At 71.0% G+C, this 25,058-nt stretch carries 24 protein-coding genes and 1 pseudogene; 15 read left to right on the forward strand and 10 right to left on the reverse strand.

The window, feature by feature from the left end; translation table 11 throughout:
* Nucleotides 1-48 precede the first annotated feature (48 nt).
* The 8 genes from phzG to DY218_RS10410 all read left to right on the forward strand — a co-directional run bounded on the left by phzG (nucleotide 49) and on the right by DY218_RS10410 (nucleotide 9,113).
* Nucleotides 49-708 carry a phenazine biosynthesis FMN-dependent oxidase PhzG gene (gene phzG, locus DY218_RS10375; protein ID WP_199566688.1) on the forward strand — a complete coding sequence of 220 codons (660 nt, stop codon included), beginning with the start codon at nucleotides 49-51 and terminating at the stop codon, nucleotides 706-708.
* Between the two features lie 19 nt (nucleotides 709-727).
* Nucleotides 728-1,204 (forward strand): flavin reductase family protein, encoded by a 477-nt coding sequence (locus DY218_RS10380; protein ID WP_128555653.1) that lies wholly within the window; start codon nucleotides 728-730, stop codon nucleotides 1,202-1,204.
* Nucleotides 1,201-1,785, forward strand: a complete 585-nt coding sequence (locus DY218_RS10385) for a flavodoxin family protein (protein ID WP_128555654.1) — start codon at nucleotides 1,201-1,203, stop codon at nucleotides 1,783-1,785. The genes DY218_RS10380 and DY218_RS10385 overlap by 4 nt, the downstream gene beginning before the upstream one ends.
* 171 nt (nucleotides 1,786-1,956) lie before the next feature.
* Entirely contained in the window at nucleotides 1,957-3,891 is a 1,935-nt protein-coding gene (locus tag DY218_RS10390) for an FAD/NAD(P)-binding protein (protein ID WP_128555655.1), read from the forward strand.
* Nucleotides 3,888-5,291, forward strand: coding sequence for a nitrosuccinate lyase (locus tag DY218_RS10395; RefSeq protein ID WP_128555656.1), 1,404 nt, complete (start codon nucleotides 3,888-3,890; stop codon nucleotides 5,289-5,291). The genes DY218_RS10390 and DY218_RS10395 overlap by 4 nt, the downstream gene beginning before the upstream one ends.
* Nucleotides 5,288-6,493, forward strand: coding sequence for a 3-deoxy-7-phosphoheptulonate synthase class II (locus DY218_RS10400; RefSeq protein ID WP_128555657.1), 1,206 nt, complete (start codon nucleotides 5,288-5,290; stop codon nucleotides 6,491-6,493). The genes DY218_RS10395 and DY218_RS10400 overlap by 4 nt, the downstream gene beginning before the upstream one ends.
* Nucleotides 6,490-7,887, forward strand: coding sequence for an ATP-grasp domain-containing protein (locus tag DY218_RS10405; RefSeq protein WP_128555658.1), 1,398 nt, complete (start codon nucleotides 6,490-6,492; stop codon nucleotides 7,885-7,887). The genes DY218_RS10400 and DY218_RS10405 overlap by 4 nt, the downstream gene beginning before the upstream one ends.
* On the forward strand, nucleotides 7,884-9,113 hold the full coding sequence (locus DY218_RS10410) for an MFS transporter (RefSeq protein WP_128555659.1): 1,230 nt from the start codon (nucleotides 7,884-7,886) through the stop codon (nucleotides 9,111-9,113). The genes DY218_RS10405 and DY218_RS10410 overlap by 4 nt, the downstream gene beginning before the upstream one ends.
* A 39-nt stretch (nucleotides 9,114-9,152) precedes the next feature.
* Here DY218_RS10410 and DY218_RS35935 read toward each other — a convergent pair.
* Both DY218_RS35935 and DY218_RS10415 read right to left on the reverse strand, forming a co-directional pair.
* Nucleotides 9,153-9,261 (reverse strand): mycothiol-dependent nitroreductase Rv2466c family protein (locus DY218_RS35935; RefSeq protein WP_456341169.1); only part of this gene is annotated, 109 nt, incomplete at its 5' end.
* Nucleotide 9,262: 1 nt separating this feature from the next.
* Nucleotides 9,263-9,845 (reverse strand): annotated as a pseudogene (locus DY218_RS10415) (mycothiol-dependent nitroreductase Rv2466c family protein); the annotation flags it as partial.
* 247 nt (nucleotides 9,846-10,092) lie between these two features.
* Here DY218_RS10415 and DY218_RS10420 point away from each other — a divergent pair.
* Both DY218_RS10420 and DY218_RS10425 read left to right on the forward strand, forming a co-directional pair.
* Nucleotides 10,093-10,812, forward strand: coding sequence for a LuxR C-terminal-related transcriptional regulator (locus DY218_RS10420; protein WP_158574014.1), 720 nt, complete (start codon nucleotides 10,093-10,095; stop codon nucleotides 10,810-10,812).
* Nucleotides 10,809-11,819 carry a histidinol-phosphate transaminase gene (locus tag DY218_RS10425; RefSeq protein ID WP_128555662.1) on the forward strand — a complete coding sequence of 337 codons (1,011 nt, stop codon included), beginning with the start codon at nucleotides 10,809-10,811 and terminating at the stop codon, nucleotides 11,817-11,819. The genes DY218_RS10420 and DY218_RS10425 overlap by 4 nt, the downstream gene beginning before the upstream one ends.
* 109 nt (nucleotides 11,820-11,928) lie before the next feature.
* Here the strand turns inward: DY218_RS10425 and DY218_RS10430 are convergent, their stop codons facing one another.
* The 8 genes from DY218_RS10430 to DY218_RS10465 all read right to left on the reverse strand — a co-directional run bounded on the left by DY218_RS10430 (nucleotide 11,929) and on the right by DY218_RS10465 (nucleotide 21,080).
* Nucleotides 11,929-13,617: a class I adenylate-forming enzyme family protein gene (locus DY218_RS10430; RefSeq protein WP_128555663.1), complete on the reverse strand. Its 1,689-nt coding sequence runs from the start codon at nucleotides 13,615-13,617 to the stop codon at nucleotides 11,929-11,931.
* Between the two features lie 92 nt (nucleotides 13,618-13,709).
* Nucleotides 13,710-14,588 (reverse strand): prephenate dehydrogenase/arogenate dehydrogenase family protein, encoded by an 879-nt coding sequence (locus DY218_RS10435; protein WP_128555664.1) that lies wholly within the window; start codon nucleotides 14,586-14,588, stop codon nucleotides 13,710-13,712.
* Entirely contained in the window at nucleotides 14,585-16,687 is a 2,103-nt protein-coding gene (gene pabB, locus DY218_RS10440; protein ID WP_128555665.1) for an aminodeoxychorismate synthase component I, read from the reverse strand. The genes DY218_RS10435 and pabB overlap by 4 nt, the downstream gene beginning before the upstream one ends.
* Nucleotides 16,684-16,989: a chorismate mutase family protein gene (locus tag DY218_RS10445; protein WP_128555666.1), complete on the reverse strand. Its 306-nt coding sequence runs from the start codon at nucleotides 16,987-16,989 to the stop codon at nucleotides 16,684-16,686. Before DY218_RS10445 ends, pabB begins: the two co-directional genes overlap by 4 nt.
* Nucleotides 16,990-17,140: 151 nt before the next feature.
* Nucleotides 17,141-17,989 (reverse strand): class I SAM-dependent methyltransferase, encoded by an 849-nt coding sequence (locus DY218_RS10450; RefSeq protein WP_233521478.1) that lies wholly within the window; start codon nucleotides 17,987-17,989, stop codon nucleotides 17,141-17,143.
* A gap of 51 nt (nucleotides 17,990-18,040) precedes the next feature.
* Complete coding sequence (locus DY218_RS10455) at nucleotides 18,041-19,528, reverse strand: aldehyde dehydrogenase family protein (RefSeq protein WP_128555667.1); 1,488 nt, start codon at nucleotides 19,526-19,528, stop codon at nucleotides 18,041-18,043.
* A complete protein-coding gene (locus tag DY218_RS10460) occupies nucleotides 19,528-20,664 on the reverse strand; it encodes a phenylacetate--CoA ligase family protein (RefSeq protein WP_128555668.1) in 1,137 nt (378 codons plus the stop codon). The genes DY218_RS10455 and DY218_RS10460 overlap by 1 nt, the downstream gene beginning before the upstream one ends.
* A 35-nt stretch (nucleotides 20,665-20,699) precedes the next feature.
* Entirely contained in the window at nucleotides 20,700-21,080 is a 381-nt protein-coding gene (locus tag DY218_RS10465) for a VOC family protein (protein ID WP_128555669.1), read from the reverse strand.
* 286 nt (nucleotides 21,081-21,366) lie between these two features.
* On the opposite strand from DY218_RS10465, the gene DY218_RS10470 reads away from it, so the two are divergent.
* Genes DY218_RS10470 through DY218_RS10490 form a run of 5 tightly spaced genes read left to right on the forward strand, consistent with a single transcriptional unit; the run spans nucleotide 21,367 to nucleotide 24,968 of the window.
* Nucleotides 21,367-22,062 carry a class I SAM-dependent methyltransferase gene (locus DY218_RS10470; RefSeq protein ID WP_128555670.1) on the forward strand — a complete coding sequence of 232 codons (696 nt, stop codon included), beginning with the start codon at nucleotides 21,367-21,369 and terminating at the stop codon, nucleotides 22,060-22,062.
* 44 nt (nucleotides 22,063-22,106) lie between these two features.
* A complete protein-coding gene (locus DY218_RS10475) occupies nucleotides 22,107-22,985 on the forward strand; it encodes a diiron oxygenase (protein ID WP_199566689.1) in 879 nt (292 codons plus the stop codon).
* Nucleotides 22,982-23,236: an acyl carrier protein gene (locus DY218_RS10480; protein WP_128555671.1), complete on the forward strand. Its 255-nt coding sequence runs from the start codon at nucleotides 22,982-22,984 to the stop codon at nucleotides 23,234-23,236. Before DY218_RS10475 ends, DY218_RS10480 begins: the two co-directional genes overlap by 4 nt.
* Nucleotides 23,233-24,093 carry a class-II aminoacyl-tRNA synthetase family protein gene (locus DY218_RS10485; protein WP_199566690.1) on the forward strand — a complete coding sequence of 287 codons (861 nt, stop codon included), beginning with the start codon at nucleotides 23,233-23,235 and terminating at the stop codon, nucleotides 24,091-24,093. Before DY218_RS10480 ends, DY218_RS10485 begins: the two co-directional genes overlap by 4 nt.
* A complete protein-coding gene (locus DY218_RS10490) occupies nucleotides 24,090-24,968 on the forward strand; it encodes an alpha/beta fold hydrolase (protein ID WP_128555672.1) in 879 nt (292 codons plus the stop codon). The genes DY218_RS10485 and DY218_RS10490 overlap by 4 nt, the downstream gene beginning before the upstream one ends.
* Nucleotides 24,969-25,058 lie beyond the last annotated feature (90 nt).

A 25,058-nucleotide genomic window follows, 5' to 3' on the forward strand; every position in this document is an offset into this window, starting at 1 on the left:
GTCCGGCGCCATCACGTCGAGTGCCACGAGAGGACTGAGGTGTCTGCGGTGTCTGCAACGCGAGCGACGGTCAACACCAGCCGGTTCGAGAGTCTGAGCGGCCGGGTCGACCTCGACTTCCCCGAGTACGAGGCGCCACCGCCCGAGCCCATGGGTCTGGTGCTGCGCTGGATCGACACGGCGGTGGAGCGCGGGGCCCGCGAGCCCCGCTCCCTCGCGCTCGCCACGGCGGACGCCCGCGGCCGGGCGTCCAACCGGGTCATCACCTTCTCCCGGGCGAGTGCGGACGGGCTGCTCTTCACCACGCACGCCGGCAGCCGCAAGGGCCGGGAGATCGACGCCACGGGCTGGGGCAGTGCGCTGTTCTACTGGCGTGAACTCGGCCGCCAGGTGATGCTCTCCGGTCCGGTGGACCGGCTCGACGACTCCGTGGCCGACGAGTTGTGGCGGGCCAGGCCGACGCCGCTGCACGCCATGTCCACGGCCTCGAGCCAGAGCGATCCGCTGCCGGATCCCGGGGCCCTGCGCGCCGATGCGCTGCGGCTCGGGGAGTCCGGGCGGCCACTGCCACGGCCGGCCGGCTTCGCCGGCTATCTCCTCAGGCCCGCGGACGTCGAGTTCTGGAACGCGTCCTCCGACCGCATGCACCGGCGGCTGTCGTACGTCCACGGCCCGGACGGCTGGCTGACGCGCCGGCTGCAGCCGTGAGTCCGGGGGTGGACGCGCCATGGAGAGCAGCCTTCTCACTCGCACGATGGCCCGGGTGCCCGGGCCGGTGACCGTGGTGACCACCGTCGACGGCGGGGGCAAGCCCTGGGGATTCACCGCGAGCTCCTTCAGCTCGGTCTCGCTCGATCCGCCGCTGGTGCTCGTCTGCCTCGACAAGGGTGCCAGCACCCACTCGGCGTTCACCACCGCCGAGCACTTCCTCGTCAATGTGCTCGCCCATGAACAGGACGGTGTCGCACGCCGGTTCGCGACCTCCGGCATCGACCGGTTCGCGGCCGGCGACATGGAAACCTGCGAACTCGGCCTTCCCGGACTTCCCGGCACCTGTGTGCGGGTGGCCTGCGCCATTCATTCCGTCATCGACGCCGGTGACCACAGCATTCTGATGGGCCGGGTCACCGAGACATATGTGAGTGACCGCATTCCGCTCGTCTATTTCAATCGTTCTTTCTCCCGACCGGAGTTGCCCACATGAATACCGCCGTCAATGTGGCCGTCGTCCACTATTCACGCACAGGACATGTGGCGGAGATCGCCCGGGAGATCGCCGAGACGGCGGAGAAGGCGGGCGCCGATGTGCGGCTGCGTCCGGTCGAGCCGGCGCCGGACGGCGGACCTGCCGCGGCGCCGGACGACCTGCTGTGGGCGGACGCCGTGATCATGGGATCGCCCACCCGGTTCGGGAACATCGCCGGTGAACTCAAGCTGTTCCTCGACTCGTTGGGCGACGCCTGGCGCAAGGGGCTGCTCGCCGACAAGGTGTACAGCGCCTTCACCTCCACCTCCAGCGCGCACGGCGGCCAGGAGACCACGCTGCACGCGCTCATGACGTCCTTCCACCACTTCGGCGGGATCCTCGTGCCGCCCGGCTACACCCACCCGGACAAGTTCGCCGACGGCAATCCGTACGGCACCGCCCACTGCACGGCCGGCGCCACCAGGCCGGTCGACGACACCACCCGCAACGCGGCCCGCGTCCAGGCGGAGCGCGTCGTGCGCTTCGCCCGCGCCGTCAAGGCCGTACGAACCGACCACCGCACCGGGAAGGAGGAGTGATGCATATCTGCCGCACCGATGTCGGCTGGAATCCCGGCCGCGTCTGAACTTGCACAACTCTCGGGAATGCGCAGTGCGCAGAGCCGAGGCATGAACGTCCTTCTCGCCGGGCGGCGGAATCGGAAGACTCTTCTGCATGAGGTCTTTCAATTCCGCCGCGGGGAGGAATTCATGAACTCCGGACATGCCCGCACAGCCATAGTCGGCGCGGGGCCGAGAGGTATTTCCGTACTGGAACGAATCTGCAGCCAGGAACGCAAGTCCGCCACCCACGAGGCGCTCACCGTGCACCTCGTCGACCCGTGGCCGCCCGGAGCCGGGCAGGTCTGGCGGACCTCCCAGTCCCCGCACCTGTTGATGAACACCGTCGCCTCACAGGTGACCCTGTACACCGACGCCAGTGTCACCATCGACGGTCCGATCGCGGAGGGCCCGAGCCTCTACGAGTGGGCCCGCCGGCTCGCCGCCGCCGGGGACGGCGGCCTCGGCGCCGAGGTGCTCGCCGAGGCCCGCCGCCTCGGCCCCGATTCCTATCCGACCCGTGCCTTCTACGGCCACTATCTGCGCCGGGTCTGCGCCGAGTTGATACGCGAGGCGCCCGCCCATGTGCGCGTCGAGGTGCACACCGCCCGGGCGGTGGCGCTGACGGAGGAGGAGCCCGGCGGTCCGCAGTCGCTGCACCTCGCCGACGGCTCCCTGCTCACCGGCCTCGACGCGGTGGTGCTCGCGCAGGGCCATCTGCCGGCCGCCCCGGGCCGCGCCGAGGAGCGCCTCGCCCGTTTCGCCGAGCGCCACCGGCTCACGTACATCCCGCCCGCGAACCCGGCCGATGTGCAGCTGGCCTCGATCCGGCCGGGCGAGCGGGTGCTGCTCCGCGGCCTCGGCCTCAACTTCTTCGACTATCTCGCCCTGTTCACGGCCGGCCGCGGCGGCCGCTTCGAGCGGACGGCCGACGGCCGGCTCACTTATCACCCCTCGGGCCGGGAGCCGCTGCTGCTCGCCGGGTCACGGCGCGGTGTGCCGTACCACGCACGCGGCGAGAACGAGAAGGGCCCGCACGGGCGGTACGAGCCGCGGCTGCTCACCACGGACACGGTGGCACGGCTGCGGCAGTCCGTACGGGACGGTGAGTGGCTGCACTTCGGCACCGACCTGTGGCCGCTGATCCAGAAGGAAGTGCAGGGCGTCTACTACGCGGCACTGCTCGCCCGCCGCGACGGCCGCGCCACGGCCGAGCACTTCGCGCTGCGCCACCCGTCCGCCGCGACCCCCGAGGACGAGGAGCTGCTCCTCGCCGAGTACGGCATCGGTGCGGACGAGCGCTGGGACTGGGACGCGCTGCACCGTCCTTACGGGGACCGTGAGTTCACCTCGGCCGCCGACTACAACGACTGGCTGCTCGGCCATCTGCGCCGGGACGCCGCCGAGGCCAGGGCGGGCAATGTCAGCGGTCCGCTCAAGGCCGCCCTCGACGTACTGCGCGACCTGCGCAACGAGATCCGCCTCGCCGTCGACCACGGCGGCCTGGAGGCCAATTCGCACCGGGACGACCTGGAGGGCTGGTACAGCCCGCTCAACGCCTTCCTGTCGATCGGGCCGCCGGTCTCCCGCACCGAGGAGCTGATCGCCCTCGCCGAGGCGGGCGTGGTGTCCTTCACCGGGCCCGGGATGCGCATCGGCACCACCGAAACCGGCCCGGCGGGCGGGGAGTTCACCGCGTCGTCGGATCACATCGAGGAGCCGCCGGTGACCGCACGGGTGCTCATCGAGGCCCGGCTCCCGGAGCCCGATCTGCGCCGGACCACCGACCCGCTGCTCGTGCAGCTGCGGCAGTCCGGCCAGTGCCGCCCGTATGTGCTGCGCGGCACCTGCGGCAGCACGTACGAGACGGGCGGGCTCGATGTCACCGAGCGCCCGTACCGTCTGGTCGACGCCGAAGGGCGGCCGCATCCGCGGCGGTTCGCGTACGGGGTGCCCACCGAGTCGGTGCACTGGCTCACCGCCGCCGGCATCCGTCCCGGCGTCGGCTCCGTGACCCTCGAGGACTCCGACGCCATCGCGCTGGCGGTGCGCTCGGTGCCGGTACCGGCCGGGGTGAGCGCATGACCGCGCCGGACGCCGCCGCCGACCTCGGGCTGCTTTCGCCGGTACGGGCCGGCACCCCGGCGGAGGCCGCCACCGGCGACCGGGCCTGGCTCACCGCCATGCTCGACGCCGAGGCAGCGCTCGCCCGCGCCCAGGCGGCACTCGGCACCCTGCCGGCGAGCGCGGCGAAGACCATCACCGCCGTGGCCCGCCCGGACCGGCTGGATCTGCGTGAACTCGCCCTGGCCGGGCGGCACACCGCCAATCCCGTGGTCGGCCTCGTCCGCGCCCTCACCGCGGCCGTGGCCCAGGAGGATCCGGACGCCGCCGAGTACGTGCACCGCGGATCCACCAGCCAGGACGTGTTCGACACCGGCATGATGCTGGTCGCCGGCCGCACCCTGCGGATCCTGCGCGCCGATCTGCTGCGCACGGCCGAGGCGCTGGCCCGTCTCGCCGCCGCGCACCGGGACACCCCGGCGGCCGCGCGCACCCTGGCGCTGCACGCCGTGCCGACCACCTTCGGACTGAAGGCGGCCGGCTGGCGGCACCTGGTCCTCGACGCCGTGCAGCGCGTGGACCGGCTGCTCGACGGCGGCCTTCCCGTCTCGGTCGGCGGCGCTGCGGGGACCCTTGCCGGGTACCTGGAGTACGCCAGGATCGACGGCCGGACCGCCGCCGACTACCACCGGGACCTGGTCGCCGCCTTCGCCGCCGAGACCGGTCTCGCCGCACCGGAGCTGCCCTGGCACGCGCTGCGCACCCCGGTCGCCGACCTCGGCTCCGTACTCGCCCATGCCACCGGCGCACTCGGCAAGATCGCCGCCGATGTCCTGGTGCTCGTACGCACCGAGGTCGCGGAGGCGGCGGAACCCGCCCCGGCCGGCCGCGGGGTGTCCTCGGCGATGCCGCACAAGCGCAACCCGGTCCTGGCCACCCTCATCCGCTCCGCCGCCCTCGTGGTGCCCGCACTCACCGTCCCGCTCCAGCAGGCCCTCACGGCCGAGGACGAGCGCTCGGCGGGCGGTTGGCACGCCGAGTGGCAGGTGCTGCGCGAGGCGCTGCGGCTCGCCGGCGGAGCCGCCCACACGGCCGCGGAGCTGGCCGAGGGCCTGACCGTCGACGCCGGCCGGATGCGCGCCAACCTCGACAGCACCGGCAGCCGGGTCACCACCGAACGCCTGGCCGCGGTACTCGCACCCCGGCTCGGCCGGGCCACCGCCCGCCGTCTGCTCACCGAGGCCGCCACCACCGCGGACACCACCGGCACCCCACTCGCCGACGTCCTGGCCGCGCACTCCGAGGTGGCCGCCGAACTGTCCGTACACCAACTGCACGACCTGCTCGAGCCCGCCCAATACACCGGAGCCGCTGGTCGGTTGACCGACCGCGCACTCGAACGAGGAGCGATCTCGCCATGACCACCACCGCTGTCCGGACCCTGCCCGCCGCCCAGCAGCCCATCTGGCCCGACCGGGACGCCCTGGAGGAGACCGTCTCCCGGCTGCGCGCCCTGCCCGCCCTCGTCGCCCCCGCCGAATGCGACCGGCTGCGCGGCCTGCTCGCCGCGGCCGCGCTCGGCGAGGGACTCCTGCTGCAGGGCGGACACTGCGCCGAGACGTTCGGCGAACGCTCGCTGCAGCAGGTCGACGGCGTGGTCACCACGCTGCGCCAGATGTCCGAAGTGCTGACCCGGGCCACCGGCCTGCCGGTCGCCGGTGTCGGCCGGATGGCCGGCCAGTACGCCAAGCCGCGATCCAAACCCGTCGAGACGCAGGACGGCCTCGAACTGCCCGCCTACCGCGGCGACATCGTCAACGGCCTCGCCTTCACCCCCGAGGACCGCACCCCCGACCCGCGCCGGATGGAGACCGCCTACCGGATGTCCGAGGCCACCCTGCAGCGCATCACCGCCCTGGGCGCCACCTCCGTGTCCGGCCTCGGCGCGGGCGACGGCAGCGAGTTCCACGTCAGCCACGAGGCGCTGCTCCTCGACTACGAGCGTGCCCTGGTGCGGATCGACCCCGTCACCGGGCGGCGGTACGCGGGCTCCGGGCATCTGCTGTGGATCGGCGAGCGGACCCGTCAACTCGACGGCGCGCACGTGGACTTCGCCGCCTCGATCGCCAACCCGGTCGCCGTGAAGGTCGGCCCCACGGCCACCGCCGACGAGCTGCTCGCCCTGACCGATCTGCTCGACCCGGACGGTGAGCCCGGCCGGCTCACCTTCATCACCCGGATGGGAGCCGACCGGATCGAGGACGTGCTGCCGCCGCTGGTGCAGAAGGTCACCGCATCGGGCCATCCGGTGCTGTGGGTCTGCGACCCGATGCACGGCAACACCCGCGTCACCGACAGCGGCGTCAAGAGCCGCCGGGTCGCCGACATCGCCGCCGAGACCCGCAGCTTCGTCGCGGTGCACCGGGACGTGGGCAGCCACCCCGGTGGACTGCACCTGGAGATGACCGGCGGGCACGTCACCGAGTGCACCGGCGGCACCGACCGGGTCTCCACCGAGGATCTGCACCGGGCGTACGAGAGCGCCTGCGATCCGCGCCTGAACCGCAGCCAGTCCATCGACCTCGCCTTCCTGGCCGCAGAGCGCTGGGGTGAGGGACGATGACCTCCCGTACCGATCGGGGGCGGCCGCGCGGCAAACCCGCCGCGTTCGTGCTGACCGGCTCGTTCCTCGCCATCTGCCGGGCCCCGCGCTATCTGAGCGAACTCGCCGCCCGCGGCCTGCAGATCCTGGTGATCACCGGCTCGGGCTGGCGCGAGCAGGCCGAGCTCGGCATGAAGGACCCGGACCACCCGGCCTCCGCGATCGCCGACATCGCCTTCGTGGACGGCTCGGTCGACCGGGACGGCTCGTACACGCCCGGTGTCGTCGCGGCGGCACGAGCGTGGGCCGAACGCTACGAACTGGTGGGCGCCTACGCGGCCGGCGAGACCATGGTCGAGCCGACCGCCCTGGTCGCCGACGCCTACGCGCTGCGCTCGCCCGGCCTGCGGGCCGGGCGGGTGTGCCGATCCAAGTATCTGCAGCGGCTGTATCTGGCGGAGTTCAGCCCGGCCGTGGAGGTCCTGGTGCCCGGCGGGCGGGACGAGTCCGTGTCGCCCGCGGCCGGCTTCCCCGTCGTCGTCAAACCGGCGACCCGGCACTCCAGTTCGGGCGTGGCCACGGCCGCGGACCGCGACGAGCTCGCCGCGCTGCTCGCCGGATATCCGGAGCACGAGACCATCCTGGTCGAGCAGAAGATCACCGGGCAGGAGTACTCCGTCGAATCCCTGGTGCAGGACGGCGAGATCGTCTTCGCCGGCGTGACCAGGAAGGAGACCACCGAGCACCACGCCGACACGTTCGTCGAGCTCGCCCACACGGTCACCGGGCCGGCGGAGCCCGGCCGGGACGTACTGCTCTCGGCCAACCGCCGGGTCCTGGAGCGGCTCGGCTTCCAGGACGGCATCGCCCACGCCGAGTGGCGGCTGGCCGCCGACGGCCGCCCGTATCTGATGGAGATCGCCGCCCGCCCGCCGGGCGACGGCATCACCGCGCTCTACCACCTCGCGACGGGGCAGCCCCTGGAGCCGGAGATCATCCGCATCGCGCTCGGCGAACCGGCCGGCTGCCCGCGGCCGGTCCGGCACGCCCGGCAGGTGTATCTCGAGCACCGGCCCGGGGTGCTCGAATCGGTGACCGTCGACTGGCCCGGGATCCGGGCGCAGTGGGCCGGCGAGGGCGACCTGTGGCCCGATGTGGCACCGGGGGCGCCGCACGATCCGCCGACCCTGCGGGCCGTCTTCGTACAGAAGGCGCCCGGGACGCATGCCGGTCCGCTGCGCAGCTCCGAGGACCGGGTGGCGAACTTCCTCGTCGACGCCCCGACGGCGGCAGGACTCGACGCCCTCGAGGAGCGGGTACGGGCCGCCGTCACGATCCGTACGACACCCGACGAGGTGCCGGGGCAGCCGGGACGGTCGGGACGGTCGGGACGGTCGGAAGAGGGGGAGGCATGACCGCGACCGTCCCCGCCTCGGAGACCGAACCGCGCGCGGGAGTGCTCGCCACCTTCCGGGACGCCCCGCTCGCCGTGAAGACGCTGCTCGCGGGGGTGTTCATCAACCGCCTCGGCGGCTTCCTGAACATCTTCCTGGTGCTGTACCTGACCTCGCTCGGGCACGCGGCGCAGGCCGCCGCCTTCGCCCTCGGCGCGTACGGCGCCGGCACCGTCGTCGGGGTGCTCATCGGCGGCTGGCTCGCCGACCGGCTCGGGCCGAGGAACACCATCGCGGTCAGCATGGCCGCGTCCGGGGTGCTCATCGCGGCGCTCCTGTACCTCGACTCGTACGCGCTGCTGCTCGCCGTCGTGTGCGTGGCGGGGCTCGCCGGGCAGATGTTCCGGCCCGCGGCGGCCACGCTGCTCTCCGAACTCACCGGCGAGCGGCAGCAGGTGATGATCTTCGCGATGTACCGGTGGGGCCTGAACCTCGGCGCGATGGCCGCGCCGCTGCTCGGCTTCGGCCTCTACAAGCTCGGCTCGGGCCACTACGACCTGCTGTTCTGGGGCGAGGCGCTGATCGCCCTGGTCTTCGCGGCGCTGGCCCGGGCGGCACTGCCGGCCGGCCGGTCCGCGGCGACGGCGCACGACCACGGCGGCGGCTATGCCGAGGTGCTGAGGGACCGCCGGTTCCTGGTGTATCTGGTGGCGACGCTCGTGCACACCGCCGTGTACGCGCAGTACCTGTCCACCCTGCCGCTGGACGTGAAGGCGTCCGGCCTCGCGGTGTTCTGGTACACCCTGGCCGTCTCGCTCAACGGACTCCTGGTCATCGCCTTCGAGTTGCTGATCACCAAGTACACCCAGACCTGGCCGGTGCGGCTGACCGTCGGTCTGGCCTTCGCACTGCTCGGCGCGGGCGTCGCGGTCTATGCGCTGCCGCTCGGACCCGCGGTGATCATCATCGGCACCCTGGTGTGGACGCTCGGCGAGATCGTCGGCGGGCCCGCGATCTTCTCGTATCCGGCGGTGGTCGCCCCGGCGGCGCTCAGGAGCCGCTATCTGGGCGCCTTCCACTTCGCCTTCGGCCTCGGCTCGGCGGTGGGTCCGGTGGCGGGCGGCTGGCTGTTCGTCCGGATCGGCCACGGCGTCTGGCTCGCGATGGCGGCGGCCTCGGCCGTGGCGACGGTCCTCGTCCTCGCCGCGCTGAAGGGCACCGACAACAGGCGGGCGCCCGCGAAGTGACCGCGGGCGCCCGCCTGTCGAAGTATGCGGCGAGGGGATTCAGGCGAAGTTCAGCGACCCCGTGCGGGTCCGCTTCAGCTCGAAGAAGTCCGGGTAACGGGCGAGAGCGAGGGCGCCGTCGAAGATGCGGACGGCGTCCTCGCCGCGCNGGGTCCGCTTCAGCTCGAAGAAGTCCGGGTAACGGGCGAGAGCGAGGGCGCCGTCGAAGATGCGGACGGCGTCCTCGCCGCGCGGAATGGACTGCAGCACCGGACCGAAGTACGCCACCCCGTCGATGTGCACGGTGGGCGTGCCCACGTCCTCGCCGACCGGCCCCATCGCCGCACGGTGGCTGCGCCTGAGCGCCTCGTCGTACTCGGTGCTCTCCGCCGCCTCCAGCAGCGAGGCCGGCAGGCCCACCTCGTCGAGCGCCTCCTTCGCGACCGCCGGGAAGTCCTTGTTCCCGCCCGGGTGGATGCGGGTGCCGAGTGCCGTGTAGAGGTCCCGCAGTACGCCGTCCCCGTGCTGCTCGGCGGCGGCGGTGACGATGCGCACCAGGGCCAGCGAGTTGTCGACCAACTCGCGGTACCAGTCGGGCAGTTCATTGCCCTCGTTGAGCACGTAAAGGCTCATGATCTTGAAGTGCAGGTCGACGTCCCGCTGCCGCTCCACCTCGAGGATCCACCGGGAAGTGATCCAGGCGAACGGGCAGGCGGGGTCGAAGTAGAAGTCGACGCGGGGGGCAGTGGTCATGAGTGCTAATCCCTTCCGAAGTCAGGTCAGGTCCCCTGCAATTCAACCGAGGAATTTCCGCAGTCGGAAGTCCCGGCGCCCCGGTCGAAGTTCTGTTTGAAGCCTCTCGGGTCATCGTGCCAGCCTTTGGCTCGACCCATCTCCACTCCCCGAAGGGGTGATTATGAGAGGCGATCCGGCTGTACCAGAATTGGAGTCCCTTTCGGCTCTTCCCGATGCGCTTTCCCGTATGGCAGAAACTCTTGACGTGCTGGCCCGCTCCGCCTCGGCGGCCGCGGCACGTGCGCCGGCCCCGACCGCCGCCCACTCCGGCGACGGCATCCTCCGGATCGAAGGTCCGCTGGAGATACGGGCGGCCATACACGATGCGCTGCGCGCCGCGCGATATCAGATCCTCACTGCTCAGCCGGACGGCCCGCGGCCGAGCAGTACTCTCGACGACGCCTACCACGCGGTGCGCGAACATCTCGAGCGCCAGGTGTCCATGCGTACCCTCTATCAGCACAGCACGCGTTTCTGCGAGGCCACGAAACGCTATGTACAAACGGTCACGGCACATGGTGCGCAAGTGCGCACGCTGGCCGAGTTGTTCGACCGGCTGATAATCATCGACGATGCCGCGGCGTTCATTCCCGACAATGCGGAGCGCACCACGGCGACCGAGATACGGGAGCCCTCGGTGGTGCGTTTCCTGACCGATGTCTTCGACAAGGCCTGGGACCGGGCGGAGCCGTATCCCTTCCATCCGGTACGGGTCGCGGACGCCGCTTCCGAAGTGGTGCCCGACATCCGTTCCACGATCCGCCGGCTGCTCGTCGAGGGCCGTTCCGACAAGGAGATCGCCCGCCGGCTCGGGGTGAGCCTGCGCTCGGTGCAGGGCCACATCTCGTGGCTGCGCGACCGCTACGGGGCGCACCACCGTTTCCAGTTGGGCTATCTCATGGGCTACGAGGAGGCCGGGAGATGACGACCGTCGCCGGGCGGGCGGCGCACGGTGCGCTGGCCGCCAATGAGAATCCGTATCCGCCGCTGCCGTCCGTACGGGCCGCGCTCGCCGAGGCCGCGGAGCACGCCAACCGCTATCCGGACCGTGGTGTGACGGCCCTGACCGCCCGGATCGCCGGCCGGCTCGGGGTGCCGGAGGCGCGCATCGTCACCGGGGCCGGCTCCGTCGGGGTGCTGCACCATCTCATGCAGGCGCTGCTGCACCCCGGCGACGAAGTGGTGTTCGCCTGGCCGTCGTTCGAGGCGTATCCGCATCTCACCGAGGTCTGCCGGGGTGTCGGTGTGCGGGTGCCGCTGGCCTCTTCCGTACACGATCCCGAGGCGCTGGCCGCGGCGGTCGGGGAGCGCACCCGGCTGCTGTTCGTCTGCAACCCGAACAATCCGACCGGGACGGTCCTGGTCCGGGCGGAGCTCGAACGGCTGCTGCGGCGGGTGCCGGATCGGGTCACGGTGGTACTCGACGAGGCCTACCGGGAGTTCGTGACCGATCCGCAGGTGCCGGACGGCATCGCACTGCAGCGGGACCACCCGAACGTGGTCGTGCTGCGGACCTTCTCCAAGGCGTACGGCCTGGCGGGCCTGCGGGTCGGCTATGCGGTGGCCCCGGAGCCGGTCGCCGCGGCGATCCGCCGGACGGTGGTGCCGTTCGGGGTGAGCGCCCCGGCACAGCTGGCCGCGATCGCGTCGCTGGACGCCGAGCGCGAGCTGATGGCGCGGGTGACGGCGCTGGTCGCCGAGCGGGAGCGCACCTGGCGGGCGCTCACCGGGCTCGGCCTCGCGGTGCCGCGCAGTGAGGCCAACTTCCTGTGGCTGCCGCTCGCTTCGGACGCCGTCGCGTTCGGGGACGCCTGTGCTGCGGCCGGGCTCGCCGTGCGCGTCTTCGCCGGCGAGGGCGTCCGGGTCACGGTGGGCGATCAGGAGGCCAATGACGCGGTGATCGAGGTGGCGAGGCGGCACTTCGGCCGCTGAGCCGGGCACGCGGGTCCTCGACGCGACGAAGGGGCCCGGTCCGATCGGATTTCCCCATCCGATCGAACCGGGCCCCTTCGTGTGTCCGCCCGGGAGGAGGTACTCCCGGTCAGGCGGCCGCGCGGGCCAGCTGCTTGTCCGCGTTCCCCTGTGCGTACGCGGCGATGTCCGCGTACTTCTCGCGCAGGGTGCGCTTGAGGACCTTCCCGGTCACACCCACCGGGAAGTCGGCTTCCGTCCGGGCGACTTCGAGGAGCGCCAGCTCGGGGTGGCCGGCCGTGCGCAGTGCCTCGTTGGCCCGCAGCAGCAGCTTCTCCGGCTCCGCCGCCGCGTCCGCCTTGGCCGTCACCACCGCGACCGGGACGGTCCTGCCGTCGAGCCGGCCGGCGGCCACCGCGACGTCGTCGACGGCGTCGACCTCGGCGAGCAGCACCTCCTCCATCAGGACCGAGTAGCCGGTGCCGGTCTCGGTGCGGATGGCGTCCGCGGCCCGGTCGACGAGGAAGAAGTCGCCGTTCTCGTCCTTGTACGCCATGTCGCCCGGCAGCCAGTGGCCCGCCAGTTTGAAGCGGTAGGTGGTCACCGAGTCGCCCCAGTAGCCGGGTGTGATGGCCGGTCCGCGGGCGGCGAGGAAGCCGACCTCGTTCACGTCGGCGTGGGTGCCGTCGGGGCGCAGTACCGCCACCTCGGCGACGCCCACCGGCTTTCCGGCGCAGCGGTCGTTGCGCTCGTCGTCGAGGGTGCGTGCCTTCAGGAGGACGCCCCAGCCCAGTTCGGTGGTGCCGAGCCGGTCGAGGAAGGCGGCCGCCGGCAGTTCCGGGGAGCGCTGTGCGAGGACCTTCCTGATGTGCGCATGGTGCACGGCGTCGCCGATCGACACCCATGCGGCGACCGAGTCGAGGGTGCCGGGTGCGAGGTCGAGCGCCGCGAGTTCGGCGTAGGCGTGCGCGAAGGACATCACGGCGGTCGGGCGGAACTTCGCGACGGCCGCGGCGAGTTCGTCGCCGCTGCGGTCGTTGAGGGCGACGACGGGGGTGCCGCCGAGCACCGCGTACACGGTGTAGGCGATGCAGCCCAGGTGCGACTGCGGGAGCGCCGTCATCATCAGCGCGCCGGGCTGCTCGGTGTGGTCGAGCAGCCGGAACTTGGGGCCCGCGACGATCGAGCCGTGGGTGTGGATGGTCGGCTTCGGACGGCCGGTGGTGCCCGACGAGTGCAGCACCACCACCGGGTCCTCGGTGACGTGCCGGTAGCGCTCGGCCTCCGGCAGGGTCGCGGCGGGCGGTGCGGGCAGCTCCTCCTCGCTCTGCGTCCAGGCCACGCAGTCCGGCAACCCGTCGGCGTCGGCGAGCAGTCGGAGCCGGGAGCGGTCGGCGTAGAGCCCGGTCGCCTCGGTCTGTTCGAGCAGTGAGGTGGCGATGGCCGCGGTGGCCTTGCTGTTGATGAGGACGGCCACGGCGCCTATCTGGGCGAGTGCGTAGAAATGCACGGAGTACGCGAAGGAGTCCTCGAACCAGATCGCCACCCGCTCGCGGGGCTTGATGCCGCGCGCCAGGTACCAGGCGGACCAGCTCTGCGCCAGCTCGTCGATCTGGCGCAGGCTGTAGTCGTGCCGTGCGGTGCCGTCCAGGCCGACGACGGGCCGGGCCGAGTGCACGAAGGCGGTGTCCGGGCGGGGGCTGTGCGCGATGGCCCGGGTGAGCAGATTGCCGCCGCCGATGCTGTCGTCGGCGGCGACGACGGCCCGCTGCTCGGGGGTGAGGACGGTCTCGGCGAAGACCGGGGTGGACGTGGTCATGGTGGTACCTCTCTCGGTGGTGAGTGGTGGTGGACATGCAGGGGGCGACCGGTCGCGGGGCGCGGACCCGGGCGCCGTGCGCCGTGCGCCGGTCAGCGGGAGGTGAAGATCCGCTCGGCGATCCCGCTGTAGTGCTCGAGTTCGGGCCCGAGTGCGCCGCGTGCGGCGGCCATCACGGCGGCGAAGTCCGCTTCCGTGCCGTACTCGACGGCGTCGGCGAACCGGCGGGCGGCGTCCGCGAGTGCCGCCCGGGCGGCGGCGGCCTGCGGGTTGGCGGACTGGACGTCCCAGTACACCTCGGTGGTGCCGGACGAGACGCGTGCGAGCAGGGCCGCCAGGGTGGTGTACGGGGGCGGGCCGAGCTCGCGCAGTTCGCCGGCGCCCGGATCGAGCCGGTCGAGGGCGAGGCCGAAGGACAGCACCGAGGCGTGTGTGAGGGCCTGCACGGCCGCGGTGAGCCGGTCGTGCCGGGCGTCGTCGAGCGGCACGATGCGCGCGCCCCAGGAGTCCACGAGCTCGTAGAGCTCCGGGACCTGCGGCCCGTCGTGCACGACGACCGCGGCGACCGGACGGCCCTCGAAGCCGAGCGACGGCGCGAACATCGGGTTGAGCCCGACGGCCTGCACGTCCGGCGCGTGCTTGCGGATCGTGTCCGCGATGTGCTGTTTCACCGACAGTGTGTCGACCAACAGCGCGTCCGGGCGCAGCAGTTCGGCCACGACGGGGACGGCGGCGACGGCGACCGGCTCCGGTACGGCGAGCAGTACCGCGTCCGCGGACCGCAGTTCGGCCGTCAGCCGGTCGTCGGGTGCCAGGACGTCACCGCGCAGCCACCGCACCGGACGGTCGGAGTATCCCTCGGGCACGGCGGGGTCGACGACGCACACGTCGTGACCGTCCTCGACGAGCCGCCGGATGAACAGCGCACCGACCGCGCCCATCCCGCCGACGACCAGCCAGCGCCCGGTCATGAGGCGGCCCTCAGGGTCTCGTCGCGGGCCGGCTCGTCCCGGGGTGCCGCCGCGGCCGCGGGCATCGGTTCCATCGCGGTGGCGGCCACCGCAGAGACCATCGCCCGGGACTTCACGTCCGTCTCCTCGAACTCGGCGTCGGCGTCCGAGAGGGAGACGATCGCCCCGCCGACCCCGAACGTGACCCGGTCCTCGGCCGCCACCAGGGTGCGGATGACGATGGACAGATCGGCGGCGCCGCTGAGCCCGAACCAGCCGAGCGAGCCGGAGTACACCCCGCGGGCGCCCTCCTCGAGCCGGTCGATGATCTCCTCGGTACGGATCTTGGGCGCTCCGGTCATCGAGCCGCCGGGGAAGGCGGCCCGTACCGCGGACACGGCCGATTCGCCCTCCTTGAGCGTGCCGCGGACGGTGGAGACGAGCTGGTGCACCGGGGCGTACGTCTCCACGTGGAAGAGCTTCGGCACATGCACCGAGCCGACCTCACAGACGGTCCCCAGGTCGTTGCGGATCAGGTCGACGATCATCAGGTTCTCGGCGCGGTCCTTCTCGTGGCCGAGCAGATCCCCTTTGAGCGCCTCGTCCTCGGCCGGGGTCGCCCCGCGCGGGCGGGTGCCCTTGATGGGCTTGGACTCCACGACGCGGTCGGTGCCCACCGTCAGGAAGCGTTCCGGCGAGGCGCTGAGCACCGCGGTGCCGGGGAAGTCGAGCAGTGCCCCGTACGGGACCGGGCTGATCCGGCGCAGTTCGGTGAAGGTGCGCAGCGGGTCGATGGCGGCCTGCATGGTGACCATGTTGGTCAGGCAGATCTCGTAGCTCTCGCCGTTGCGGATCTCCTCCAGGGACTCGGCGATGCGGCGCAGATAGCCGTCGCGGTCGTGGCGCATCGCCACGGTGCCGGCGAGCGCCGGGTCGGTCATGCCGGTGCCGGTGAAGCGGGCCTTCTCGGCGAGCGGGTGCACGGTGGCCGCGGCGTCGGTGAGGGCGCCGAGTGCCGCTTCGGTCCGGTCGAGCCACTGCAGGGCCGGGCCCGTGTCGCCGCGGGAGAGGGCGAGCAGATAGCAGTCGCCGTTGTGGTGGTCGAAGGCGACCATGCGGTCCGCGAAGAGCAGTGCCGCATCGGGGGTGTCCGCCTTGTACGCCGCGGCGCCGCCCGTCTCCGCCTTCAACTCGTAGCCGAGATAGCCCACATACCCCAGATTGAATTCGAAGGGCAGTCCTTCGGGTACGTCCACCCGGCGTCGCCGCAGCTGTTCGTCCAGGTACTCGAAGAAACTCTGCGACACGATCTCCAGGTGCCCGTCGGCGTGCCGGACCGACACCGAGCGTTCCTGCACCGAAAAGGTGAGGTATTCGGCGAGCGGCCCGGTGCCGTCTCCCATGAAGGAAAAGCGGGAGAGCCCGTCGATGACGCTGCTGCTGTCCAGCCAGAAGCTGTGCCTGCGGCCCGCGAAAAGGGTGCGGTACGCGATGTCCGCGGTGGCGTTCACCGGCACCTTGCGCATCTCGATGTGGAGGGCGGCGCGGCTTGCCAGGGCCAGTTCGCGGAAATTCAGGAGCAGTTCGCGCCCGTATTCGCTGCCGATCGACTCGGGGTGGAACTGCACGCCCCACACCGGGAGTTCACGGTGGCGTACGCCCATGACGATGCCGTCGTCGGTCCATGCGGTCGCTTCCAGGTCCGCGGGCAGCCGGCCGGCCGCGAGCGAGTGGTAGCGCACCACGGTGAACGGCGAGGGGAGGCCGGCGAACAGCTCCTCACCGGTGTGCGTGACCGGCGACGAGCGGCCGTGCACCGGCTCGGGTGCGTGGCCGATGTCGCCGCCGAAGAGTGCGACGATGCCCTGGTGGCCGAGGCAGACGCCGAGCACCGGGAGTCCGGACTCCAGGATGGCCCGGCTGCTGATGCCGAAGTCCCGCTCGACGTCGGGCCGTCCGGGTCCGGGCGAGACGACGATGGCGTCGTAGTCGCTCATCCGAAGGGCGCGCCAGTCGTCGGTGTTCTTCACCACCGTGGGCTCCTGGCCGTAGGCCTCGCCGAGGAGCTGGTACAGGTTGTAGGTGAACGAGTCGTAGTTGTCTATCAGCAGAACTCTCATGACACACCCTTGATCACCAGGTCTTCGATCCTGCAGGTTTCTTCGATCACGAGGTCGTAGAGATTCCGCAGGAAAGCCGGATCGATGCCGTGGGCGGTGCCGAATGCCGCCGCCCGGTCGTGCACCTTGCCGATCCGGTGGGGCTGCATCATCGGAATGTTCTGTTCCTTTTTCACCCGGGCTATTGCCACGCAGGTTTCGATGCGGCGGCGAAGCTCGTCGAGCAACCGCTCGTCGATGGCGTCCAGTTCGCCGCGCAGTGCCTCGAGACTGCCTGCGGCCCGCTCCTCCACGCTCGTCATGACGTCCTTTCCTTTTCCCGTTGCGACCTGTATTCACCCTGCAGTGATCGGTCGTATCCGGGAAAGGCGCGTCATGCCTCCGGTTTGTGCAGTGCACAACCATGAGCGTTGGGAACGGGCCGCGAACAGTTCTTCTTGGCCGCTCTTTTACTTACCGGTCATCGAGCTCCGCGCGGAGCAGCCACAGCCGGCTTGCGCCCTTGCGGTCCCGCGGCTGCACCTCGTACGGCCAGCGGCCCTCACCGGCGCCGGCCTGGCCGGGCTCCTTGACGTCGGTGACGGTCCAGCCGTTGGCGCCCACGAACTCCTCCGGCCGGTCCGAGCCGAAGATCCACGGGGTGCCGTCGTCGGCCAGCTTCTGCAGGAAGCGGCGGTTGAACGGGTTGCGGAGCAGGGTCTTGCCGAGGATGTCGAAGGACAGCCTGCTGCCGGGCGCGGACGCCGAGGCGAGCAACTGCAGCAGACCGGCGGCCTGTTCGTCGGTGAGGAAGAAGGTCAGCGCCTCCGCGATCCACAGTGTCGGCTGTGTCCGGTCGAAGCCGGCCGCCTCCAGATCGGGCAGCCAGGTGGAGGTCAGGTCCGCCTTGACGGGGCGGCGCTCGACGGCCGGCTCGGCGCCGAGGGCGTCCAGGCGGCGCTGCTTCTCCTCGATCAGCGGGCCGTGGTCGACCTCGTACACCGTCACGTCGTCCGGCCAGTCGAGGCGGAAGGCGCGGGTGTCCATGCCGGCGGCGATGAGCACCACCTGCTTGACGGTGCCGTCGGCGAGCAGGTCCTTGATGGCGTCGTCCAGGTAGCGGGTGCGGATCGATATGAAGGGAAGGATGCCGCTGCCGTCGTAGTGGTCGATGAGTTCGAAGCCCTTGGGCTCGGCCAGTTGCTTCGCGTACGGGTCGTTGTACAGGGCGTCCGCGCGCTGCGACTCGAGGGCGCGGGCGGCGGCCATCCACTGGGCGGTGTAGGAAACCGGGTGCAGGCGGGTCTCGGTCTGCGTTGCCATGGGTGGTGGTGTCCCTTCTCGGTGATTTACGGGGCTCGGTGACGCACGGGCTCAGTGGTTCGAGGGCGTCTTGATGACGGATTTGCTGTGCATCAGGAACTCGGCCAGATACCCGTCGTGCGGCAGTCCTGGCTCGATGCGGTAGGTGGGCGTGTCGCCGAGATACAGATTGCTGATCGTCGGTTCGTCGAGCAGCCGGCCGATCAGCTCCTCGCGCTCGGTCACGGCGGTGAGGACGAGGCTGCCGCGCAGCGGCGCCACCCCGTCGCGGGGGGTCCAGGGTGCGACCCACACGCAAGGGAAGGGCAGTTCGGCACCCAGCTGGGGGGCGTCCGGGCCGTCCACCAGGTGGACGGCGGGCCGCAGTACGGCGCTGCCGTCGCCGAGGTCGGCGACCGCGTCGGCGGGTGAGAAGCGGCGGGCCGAGCCGGCGCGCTGCTGCAGATGGCGGGCGATCGCCTGCGCGGTGGCGGCAGGCTGCACCGGCAGCACCGCCTTCTCGTCCTGCGGCGGCAACACCGGGAGCGCGCCGAGCCGTTCGGCGAGCGCGGCCGTGAACGCCGCGGCCGTACCCGGCGCGGTCTCCTCGACGTACACCGCGGTGGTGTTCACGCAGCCGGTGCCGCCGTGGTGGCTCACCGAGGCGACGACGGTGTCGAGATGGTCGCGCCAGTCGCTGTCGCCGGCCAGCAGGATCTTGGACCGTCCCGGGCCCTGCGGCAGTACGCGCGGATCGCCGGCGTACTTGCGTACCACCTCGTCCCCGCCGTAGACCATGCCGAGGTCCGCCGCGCGCAGTACCGCCCCGGCCTGGTCGTGGTCGGTGGGCAGCAGCGCCACCCGGTCGGCGCCGAAGCCGGCCGTGCGCAGCGCGGAGATCAGCCGGTGCGGGGTGAACGGCTCGCGCCGGGACGGCCGCACCATCACCCGGTGGCCGAGTGCGAGCGCCTCCGGCCACAGGCTGTGGGTGCCGGGGTGGTTGCCGGCGGCGTGCACCGCGAACACCTCGCCGCGGCGCGCCCACACCGCCGAGCCGTCGCCTTCGGCGGCCTCGCGCCAGGACGGTACGGCGCCGCGCGGGCGGGCCCGGTCGGCGCTGCCGTGTGCGGCGGCCAGCCGGGTGGCGATGTTGCGGGTGGCGTCCCGTACGACGGTGAGGGGCAGGCCGCTGACCCGGCTGACGGTCCGTTCGTGCTCGTCGATGCCGCGGCCGTCGACGGTGCCGGTGGCGAAGAGGATCGCGGCGCGGCCGAGCGCTGCCGCCCGCTGGTCCGGCGGCAGCGGCGGGGCGGAGCGCAGCGCCTTGGCGGTGCGCTCGGCGAACAGGCCCGGTACCAGGCTGAGTTCGGCGCGCGGCGTGCCGGTCACGTCCGTGACCGTCGCGCGCTTGCGGGTGCGGTAGGGGCCTCGAGGGCCGAGCGCATCGAGGGCGTCGAGGGCGTCGAGGGGCGGCAAATCGGCCGGCGGCGATGCTACTTGCTGCGATTCGGCTATCCGGGACTCGGCTTTCCGGTACTCGGCTTGCTGGGACTCGGCCATCAGTACACCCCTTCGATGACGGTCTCGTTCTCGAACTCCGTCACGGGTGCGATGTCGGCGACCGCGTCACCGGGGCCCTCGCCGAGTGCCGGCACGCGGATCGCGGTGTCGCGTTCCAGGTTGTTCGGCAGCAGGAAGGAGGCGCTGACATGGTGGGCGACCACCCGTCCGCGACTGCCGTACGGCACCGGCTCGTTGATCCCGTACGCGCCGCCCGTCCCGTCCGTCCCGTCGGCTTCGGGGTCCACGACCTCGAACGTGACGAAGGGCGACAGCGTGTCGAAGACGCACGGATCGTCGGGCCCGAGTCCCGGCCGCTCGCCGGCGAAGCCGAGGATCATCGTGCTGCCGTAGTTCCCGCTGAACACGGTGTCCGGGAAGATCTCGTCCCGGTACAAGTCACGGGTGTCCGGGTCGAGTTGGGTGCCGCCCCAGCGGATCGCGCGGACCTTCTTGTTCACCAGCTCCACCAGTTCGTCGCGGGCGGCGAGCCGTTCGAGGAGCGGTGGCGTGATGGTCAGTACGCCGATGTCCTGCGAGCGCAGCACCTCGGCCGCCTGGTCGACGATGTGCTCGGCGTACGCGCCGGCCTCCTTGCCGCGCCCCTCGGCGATCAGACGCTTCACCCAGCGCGGGTCGAGGTCGACGGTGAATCCGTGGGTGCCGTGGGTGGCGGCCGAGCGGCGGAAGTACTCGCCGACGATGTGCGGGCCGCTGGGCACGGTGCCGAGCCAGTTCAGGCCGCGCGGGAATCCGTGCGCGTCCAGCTGCTCGTTGCTCCAGGCCAGCATGCGGTCCAGCCAGTCGCGCAGCAGCACGACCCGCTTGGGGGCACCGGTGGTGCCGCCGCTCTCGTAGACGCCGACCACGTCGGGCCGGCTGCCGTAGCCGCGCGGGATGAGGTCCTGCGCGGGTACGTCGCGCAACTCGCCCGCCACATTGGGGAAGAGCGCCAGATCGGCGTGGGTGCGTACATCGGTACGCGGGTCGAAGCCGAGACTGCCGGCGCGGTGCAGCCAATACGGGGAGCCGGTCTCGGGGCTGAAGTGCCACTGCATGGCGGCGCGCACGAACTGGTCCGGGTCCGGCCGGACGCCGGGGGGCGGGTTCAGGATCTCTGTGCCGTTCAGCGTCATGGTCTTCGTCGTCCCGTCGGTCGGTCGGGGTCCCGTCAGTCGGTCGAGGTGGCAAGGGCGACCGGATTTCCCTCCGGGTCGCTCACGTAGGCGATGCGCTCGCCCCACGGCATGTCCACTGCGCTGCGGAGCACGGATATTCCGTCGGCGCGCAGCTTTTCCAGCGTCCGAGTCAAGTCGTCGACCTGGACAAACATTTCGAAACTCGGCCCGCGGCTTGCGGTGCCACCGTATTGCTGCGGGGGCCAGGCCGTGGACACCACGGCCATTTCCGCTTGTCCGCGCCGTAGTGCGATGTATTCCGGGTCGCCCGTCTCCGGGCTCCTGCGGAACGGAGCGAAACCGAGCTTCTCATAGAATCCGGCGGTTTCGGATACGTGTTCTGCGTACAGCAGGGGAAAGGTTCGATCGGACATGTTCAGAAGCTACTGCGATCGCCCCGACGGGGCACGTGACCCGGCCTCCGCACTTCCGCGCACCGGCAAGGCCTACGGTGAACCCGCTGTTCATGACGGGTTCCGACGCCGACTCCCGGGACTCGGCGTCCAAGTGAGGAAAGTCCGCAGTCGGTCCCTCCGACAGGCACAGCCAATTGTCCGCAGTCGCCTCTCCTTGACCGGAGAAAAGCCGTGGACTTCAAATGGTCCGGTGACATCGACCGCCCGCCCATGTACTCAACTGCCCTCACCGCAGGAGATTCACATGACCAGCACCAAGCAGGACTTCAACTACGCCAAGGCGGATTTCAACGCCGTGTACCTGGGCGGGGAATTGCTGGGCGACGCCGGCATCAAGACCGTCCCCTGGGACATTGGCGAAGCACAGCCCGGTGTGATCGAATTCGAGCGCCGGGGACGTATCCACGGACAGGTTCTTGATGTCGGCTGCGGCCTCGGTGACAATGCCGTGTTTCTCGCCGGCCGGGGCCACCGGGTGACGGCGATCGACGCCGCGTCGGCGGCCATCGAGCAGGCCCGGGTGCGGGCCGGGGACGCGGACATCGAGTTCGCCGTCGCCGATGCCACGAGCCTGGCCGGCTTCGAGGGCCGCTTCGACACCGTCCTCGACAGCGCGCTCTACCACACGCTCGACGCCACGAGCCGCAAGGCGTACGTGGCCGCCCTGCACCGGTCCACCAAGCCCGGTGGCCTGCTCAACATGCTGTCCTTCGCCGCCGTCCCCGGCGGCATGCCGGCCCCGCTGTCCGTGTCCGAGGACGACATCCGCACCGATCTGGACGAGGCCGGATGGCGCGTCACCGAACTGACGCAGACCGTCTACTGGGGCGTCGCCGCGTCCATCGAGGAGTTCATCAGGAAGACCGGCGCCCGCATCGCGGTCGACGACAGCGGCCGTACCCAACTGCCGGTCTGGTCCGTCCAGGCCCAGCGCGGCTGACCCGCCGCATCCCCACAAGTCCACGAACAGCGAGAGGTATTGCGATGACAGCGACCGTGCAGCCGGTGAGCCTCGAGCTCGCGCGACTGGAGTCGATGGCGGAGTCGGACTACTACAACCCGTACACGATGTTCGAGTGGCCCGACACGCTCGAGCTCGACAAGCCGTGGATGAGCGAGGACCTGGTCACGCTCGCCGGCACCGAGTTCTGGGACGAACTCCCGCGCGAGCAGCAGCTGGCGCTGACCCGCCACGAGGCGGTCAACTTCTTCAGCCTCAATGTGCACGGCATCCGCGAGCTGCTCAGCGAGGTCGTGCTGCGCATCCACACCAAGACCTATGCGGACGCCTCCGAGTTCCTGCACCACTTCATCGGTGAAGAGAACGAACACATGTGGTTCTTCAGCGCGTTCTGCCTGCGCTACGGCAAGAAGATCTATCCGGCGGCCCCGAACCTGACCCCGGCCACCGACGACGGCCTGAGCAAGGCCGCGAGCGAACTGGTGATCTTCGCGCGGATCCTGATGTTCGAGGAGATCGTCGACTACTTCAACGCCCATATGGCGACCGACACTTCGCTGCCGAAGATCGCGCAGGACATCAACCGGATCCACCACCAGGACGAGAGCCGGCACGTCGCCTTCGGCCGCACGATCTTCACCCAGCTCCTGCAGCAGGTGAAGGAGAAGAACCCCGAGGACATCCCGCGCCTCGTCACCTACCTGGATGCCTATCTCGACTACAGCATCCGCAGTCTGTACAACCCCGCGGTCTACCGGGACGCCGGGCTGAACTCTCCGCTGGAGCTGCGCAGGCAGCTCCTGGAGCACCCCGCCCGGGCCGAAGCCCACGACCGCATTCTCAAGCGCACCCGCAAGTTCCTTGCCCGTAACGGTCTCATCGCCCAGGAGGCAGTCGCATGACCACCACCACCGACAAGATCGCCGCCATCAAGGCGTTCATCGCCCAGCGCAACCCCGAGGCCGCCGACGTCACCCTCGACGACGACCTGATCGAGATGCGGGCGGTCGACTCGCTGGCGTTCGTGGAGTTCCTGTTCCTGCTCGAGGAGCTGAGCGGGGAGTCCATAGACCCGGAGGAGATCGATGTGGAGGACTTCCGCACCCTGCAGCGGATCAGCGACCGCTTCTTCGCCGAAAAGGTGAGCGCATGAGTACGGTCGCCCAGCCCACCGACGCAGGCCTCGGCGTACTCGCCTCGGACGAGCTGCGCCTGATCCGGGTCTTCGAATCCCTGGTCCTGACCTGGGCCGAGCGGCTGAACGCGCAGGAGCGGCGCTATCCGTTCCTGCTCCAGCCCGAGGACCTGGACAGCATCGACTACTACGACAACTTCCCGCATCTGGGCCTCGCCGCCACCGCGGCCGACCCGGCACGGCTGGAGAAGGCCCGTACCCAGTCCGCGGGGCCGACCGCGGCGCTGCCGGCGTCGGTCCTGAACGACGCCCGGCTCGCCCTGCCGTCCGCGGCCTGCTACGCGGTCTACTTCGATCTGCGCGGCCGGACGCTGGAGTCGGACGGCGCCCTGTTCACCACGGTCGCCACCTGCTTCCGCAACGAGGACCGGTACGAGGGGCTGCGCCGGCTGCTCGGCTTCTCGATGCGCGAGATCGTCTTCGTGGGGAAGGCCGAGGGTGCCAAGGCGCATCTGACGCAGGCGAAGGAGCTCGTCCTCGGTCTCGCCGCCCGGCTGGGTCTGGACGCTTCCACCGAGGTCGCGACCGACCCGTTCTTCGACCGCAACGGTTCCCGGGCCACGATGCAGAAGCTGTTCCCCGTCAAGGAGGAGTTCGTGGTCGACGGCCTGGCCATCGGCTCGGTCAACTACCACCGCAACTTCTTCGGGGACCGCTGCGGCATCCGCGTGCCCAGCGGCGAGCAGGCGCACACCTCCTGCCTCGCCTTCGGCCTGGAGCGCTGGGTGCACGTACTCGTGAACCGTTTCGGCGACGCGGACACCGCGGCCGAGGCGCTGCTCGAGGTGGGACTCGAGGGGAGCGACGGGCCATGACCGAAACTGTCGCGGTCGACGTGCCGGCCCCGGCCGGAGCAGCCGACCCGGACGGCGCCGTCGACACGGGCCGGGTCCGGGTGGCCGATGGCATCGAGATCGCCTACAGCCGCCGCGGGCGGGGCACCACCGACGTCGTCCTGGTGAACAACTTCTTCATGGACCGCAAGTCCTGGAAGTCGTACACGGGACAGCTCGAGGAGAACTTCCGCCTGATCGAGTACGACCTGCGCGGCCAGGGCGACTCGACTCCCGCCGACGGCCCGCTGGAGTGGGACGACCACATCAACGACCTGCTCGGGCTGCTCGATGCGCTCGGGGTGGAACGGGCCGTGCTGGTCGGCACGTCCTTCTCCACCCTCATCTGCCGGGACGCGGCGATCGCCGCACCCGACCGGATAGCGGGCCTGGTCATGGCGGGCCCCGCGATGAGCGCGTACGGCCCTCGGCGCATCCGCCAGATCACCAAGTCCTGGCTGAAGGCGCTGCAGGAGAACGGCCTCGGACAGCTGTACAACCAGCTGTATCCGCTGGTCACCGGCGACGCGGGGGTGGAGGAGGCCGGAGTGACCGGCTTCCTCGGCCGGAAGCAGAACTTCCTCGGCATCCACACCGTGGAATCCCTGGAGTCCGGTCTCGCGGTCTCGCTGAAGGCGCCGAACGATCCCGAGCTGCTCACGAAGGTGCAGTGCCCGACGCTGCTGTTCGTCGGCGACGACGACTTCTCGCTCGGGACGTCCGGTGTGGCCGGCCTGGAGGAGTTGCTGCCCGACTCCCGGACGGTGGTCGCCCCGCGCGGCGGGCACCTGGCCTTCCTGGAGCAGGCGGACTTCTTCCAGGAGGAGGCCGTCCGCTTCATCTCCGGGCTCGGCTGATGAAGGTCGTGCTGGAGACCGCCGAGGTACGGGCCCCGTATCTCGCGGCCGAGCAGCACGACGCCGGTCGCCGGGCCGCCGCCGCGGCAC

Source organism: Streptomyces triticagri (assembly GCF_003429565.1).
Taxonomy (GTDB): Bacteria; Actinomycetota; Actinomycetes; order Streptomycetales; family Streptomycetaceae; genus Streptomyces; species Streptomyces triticagri.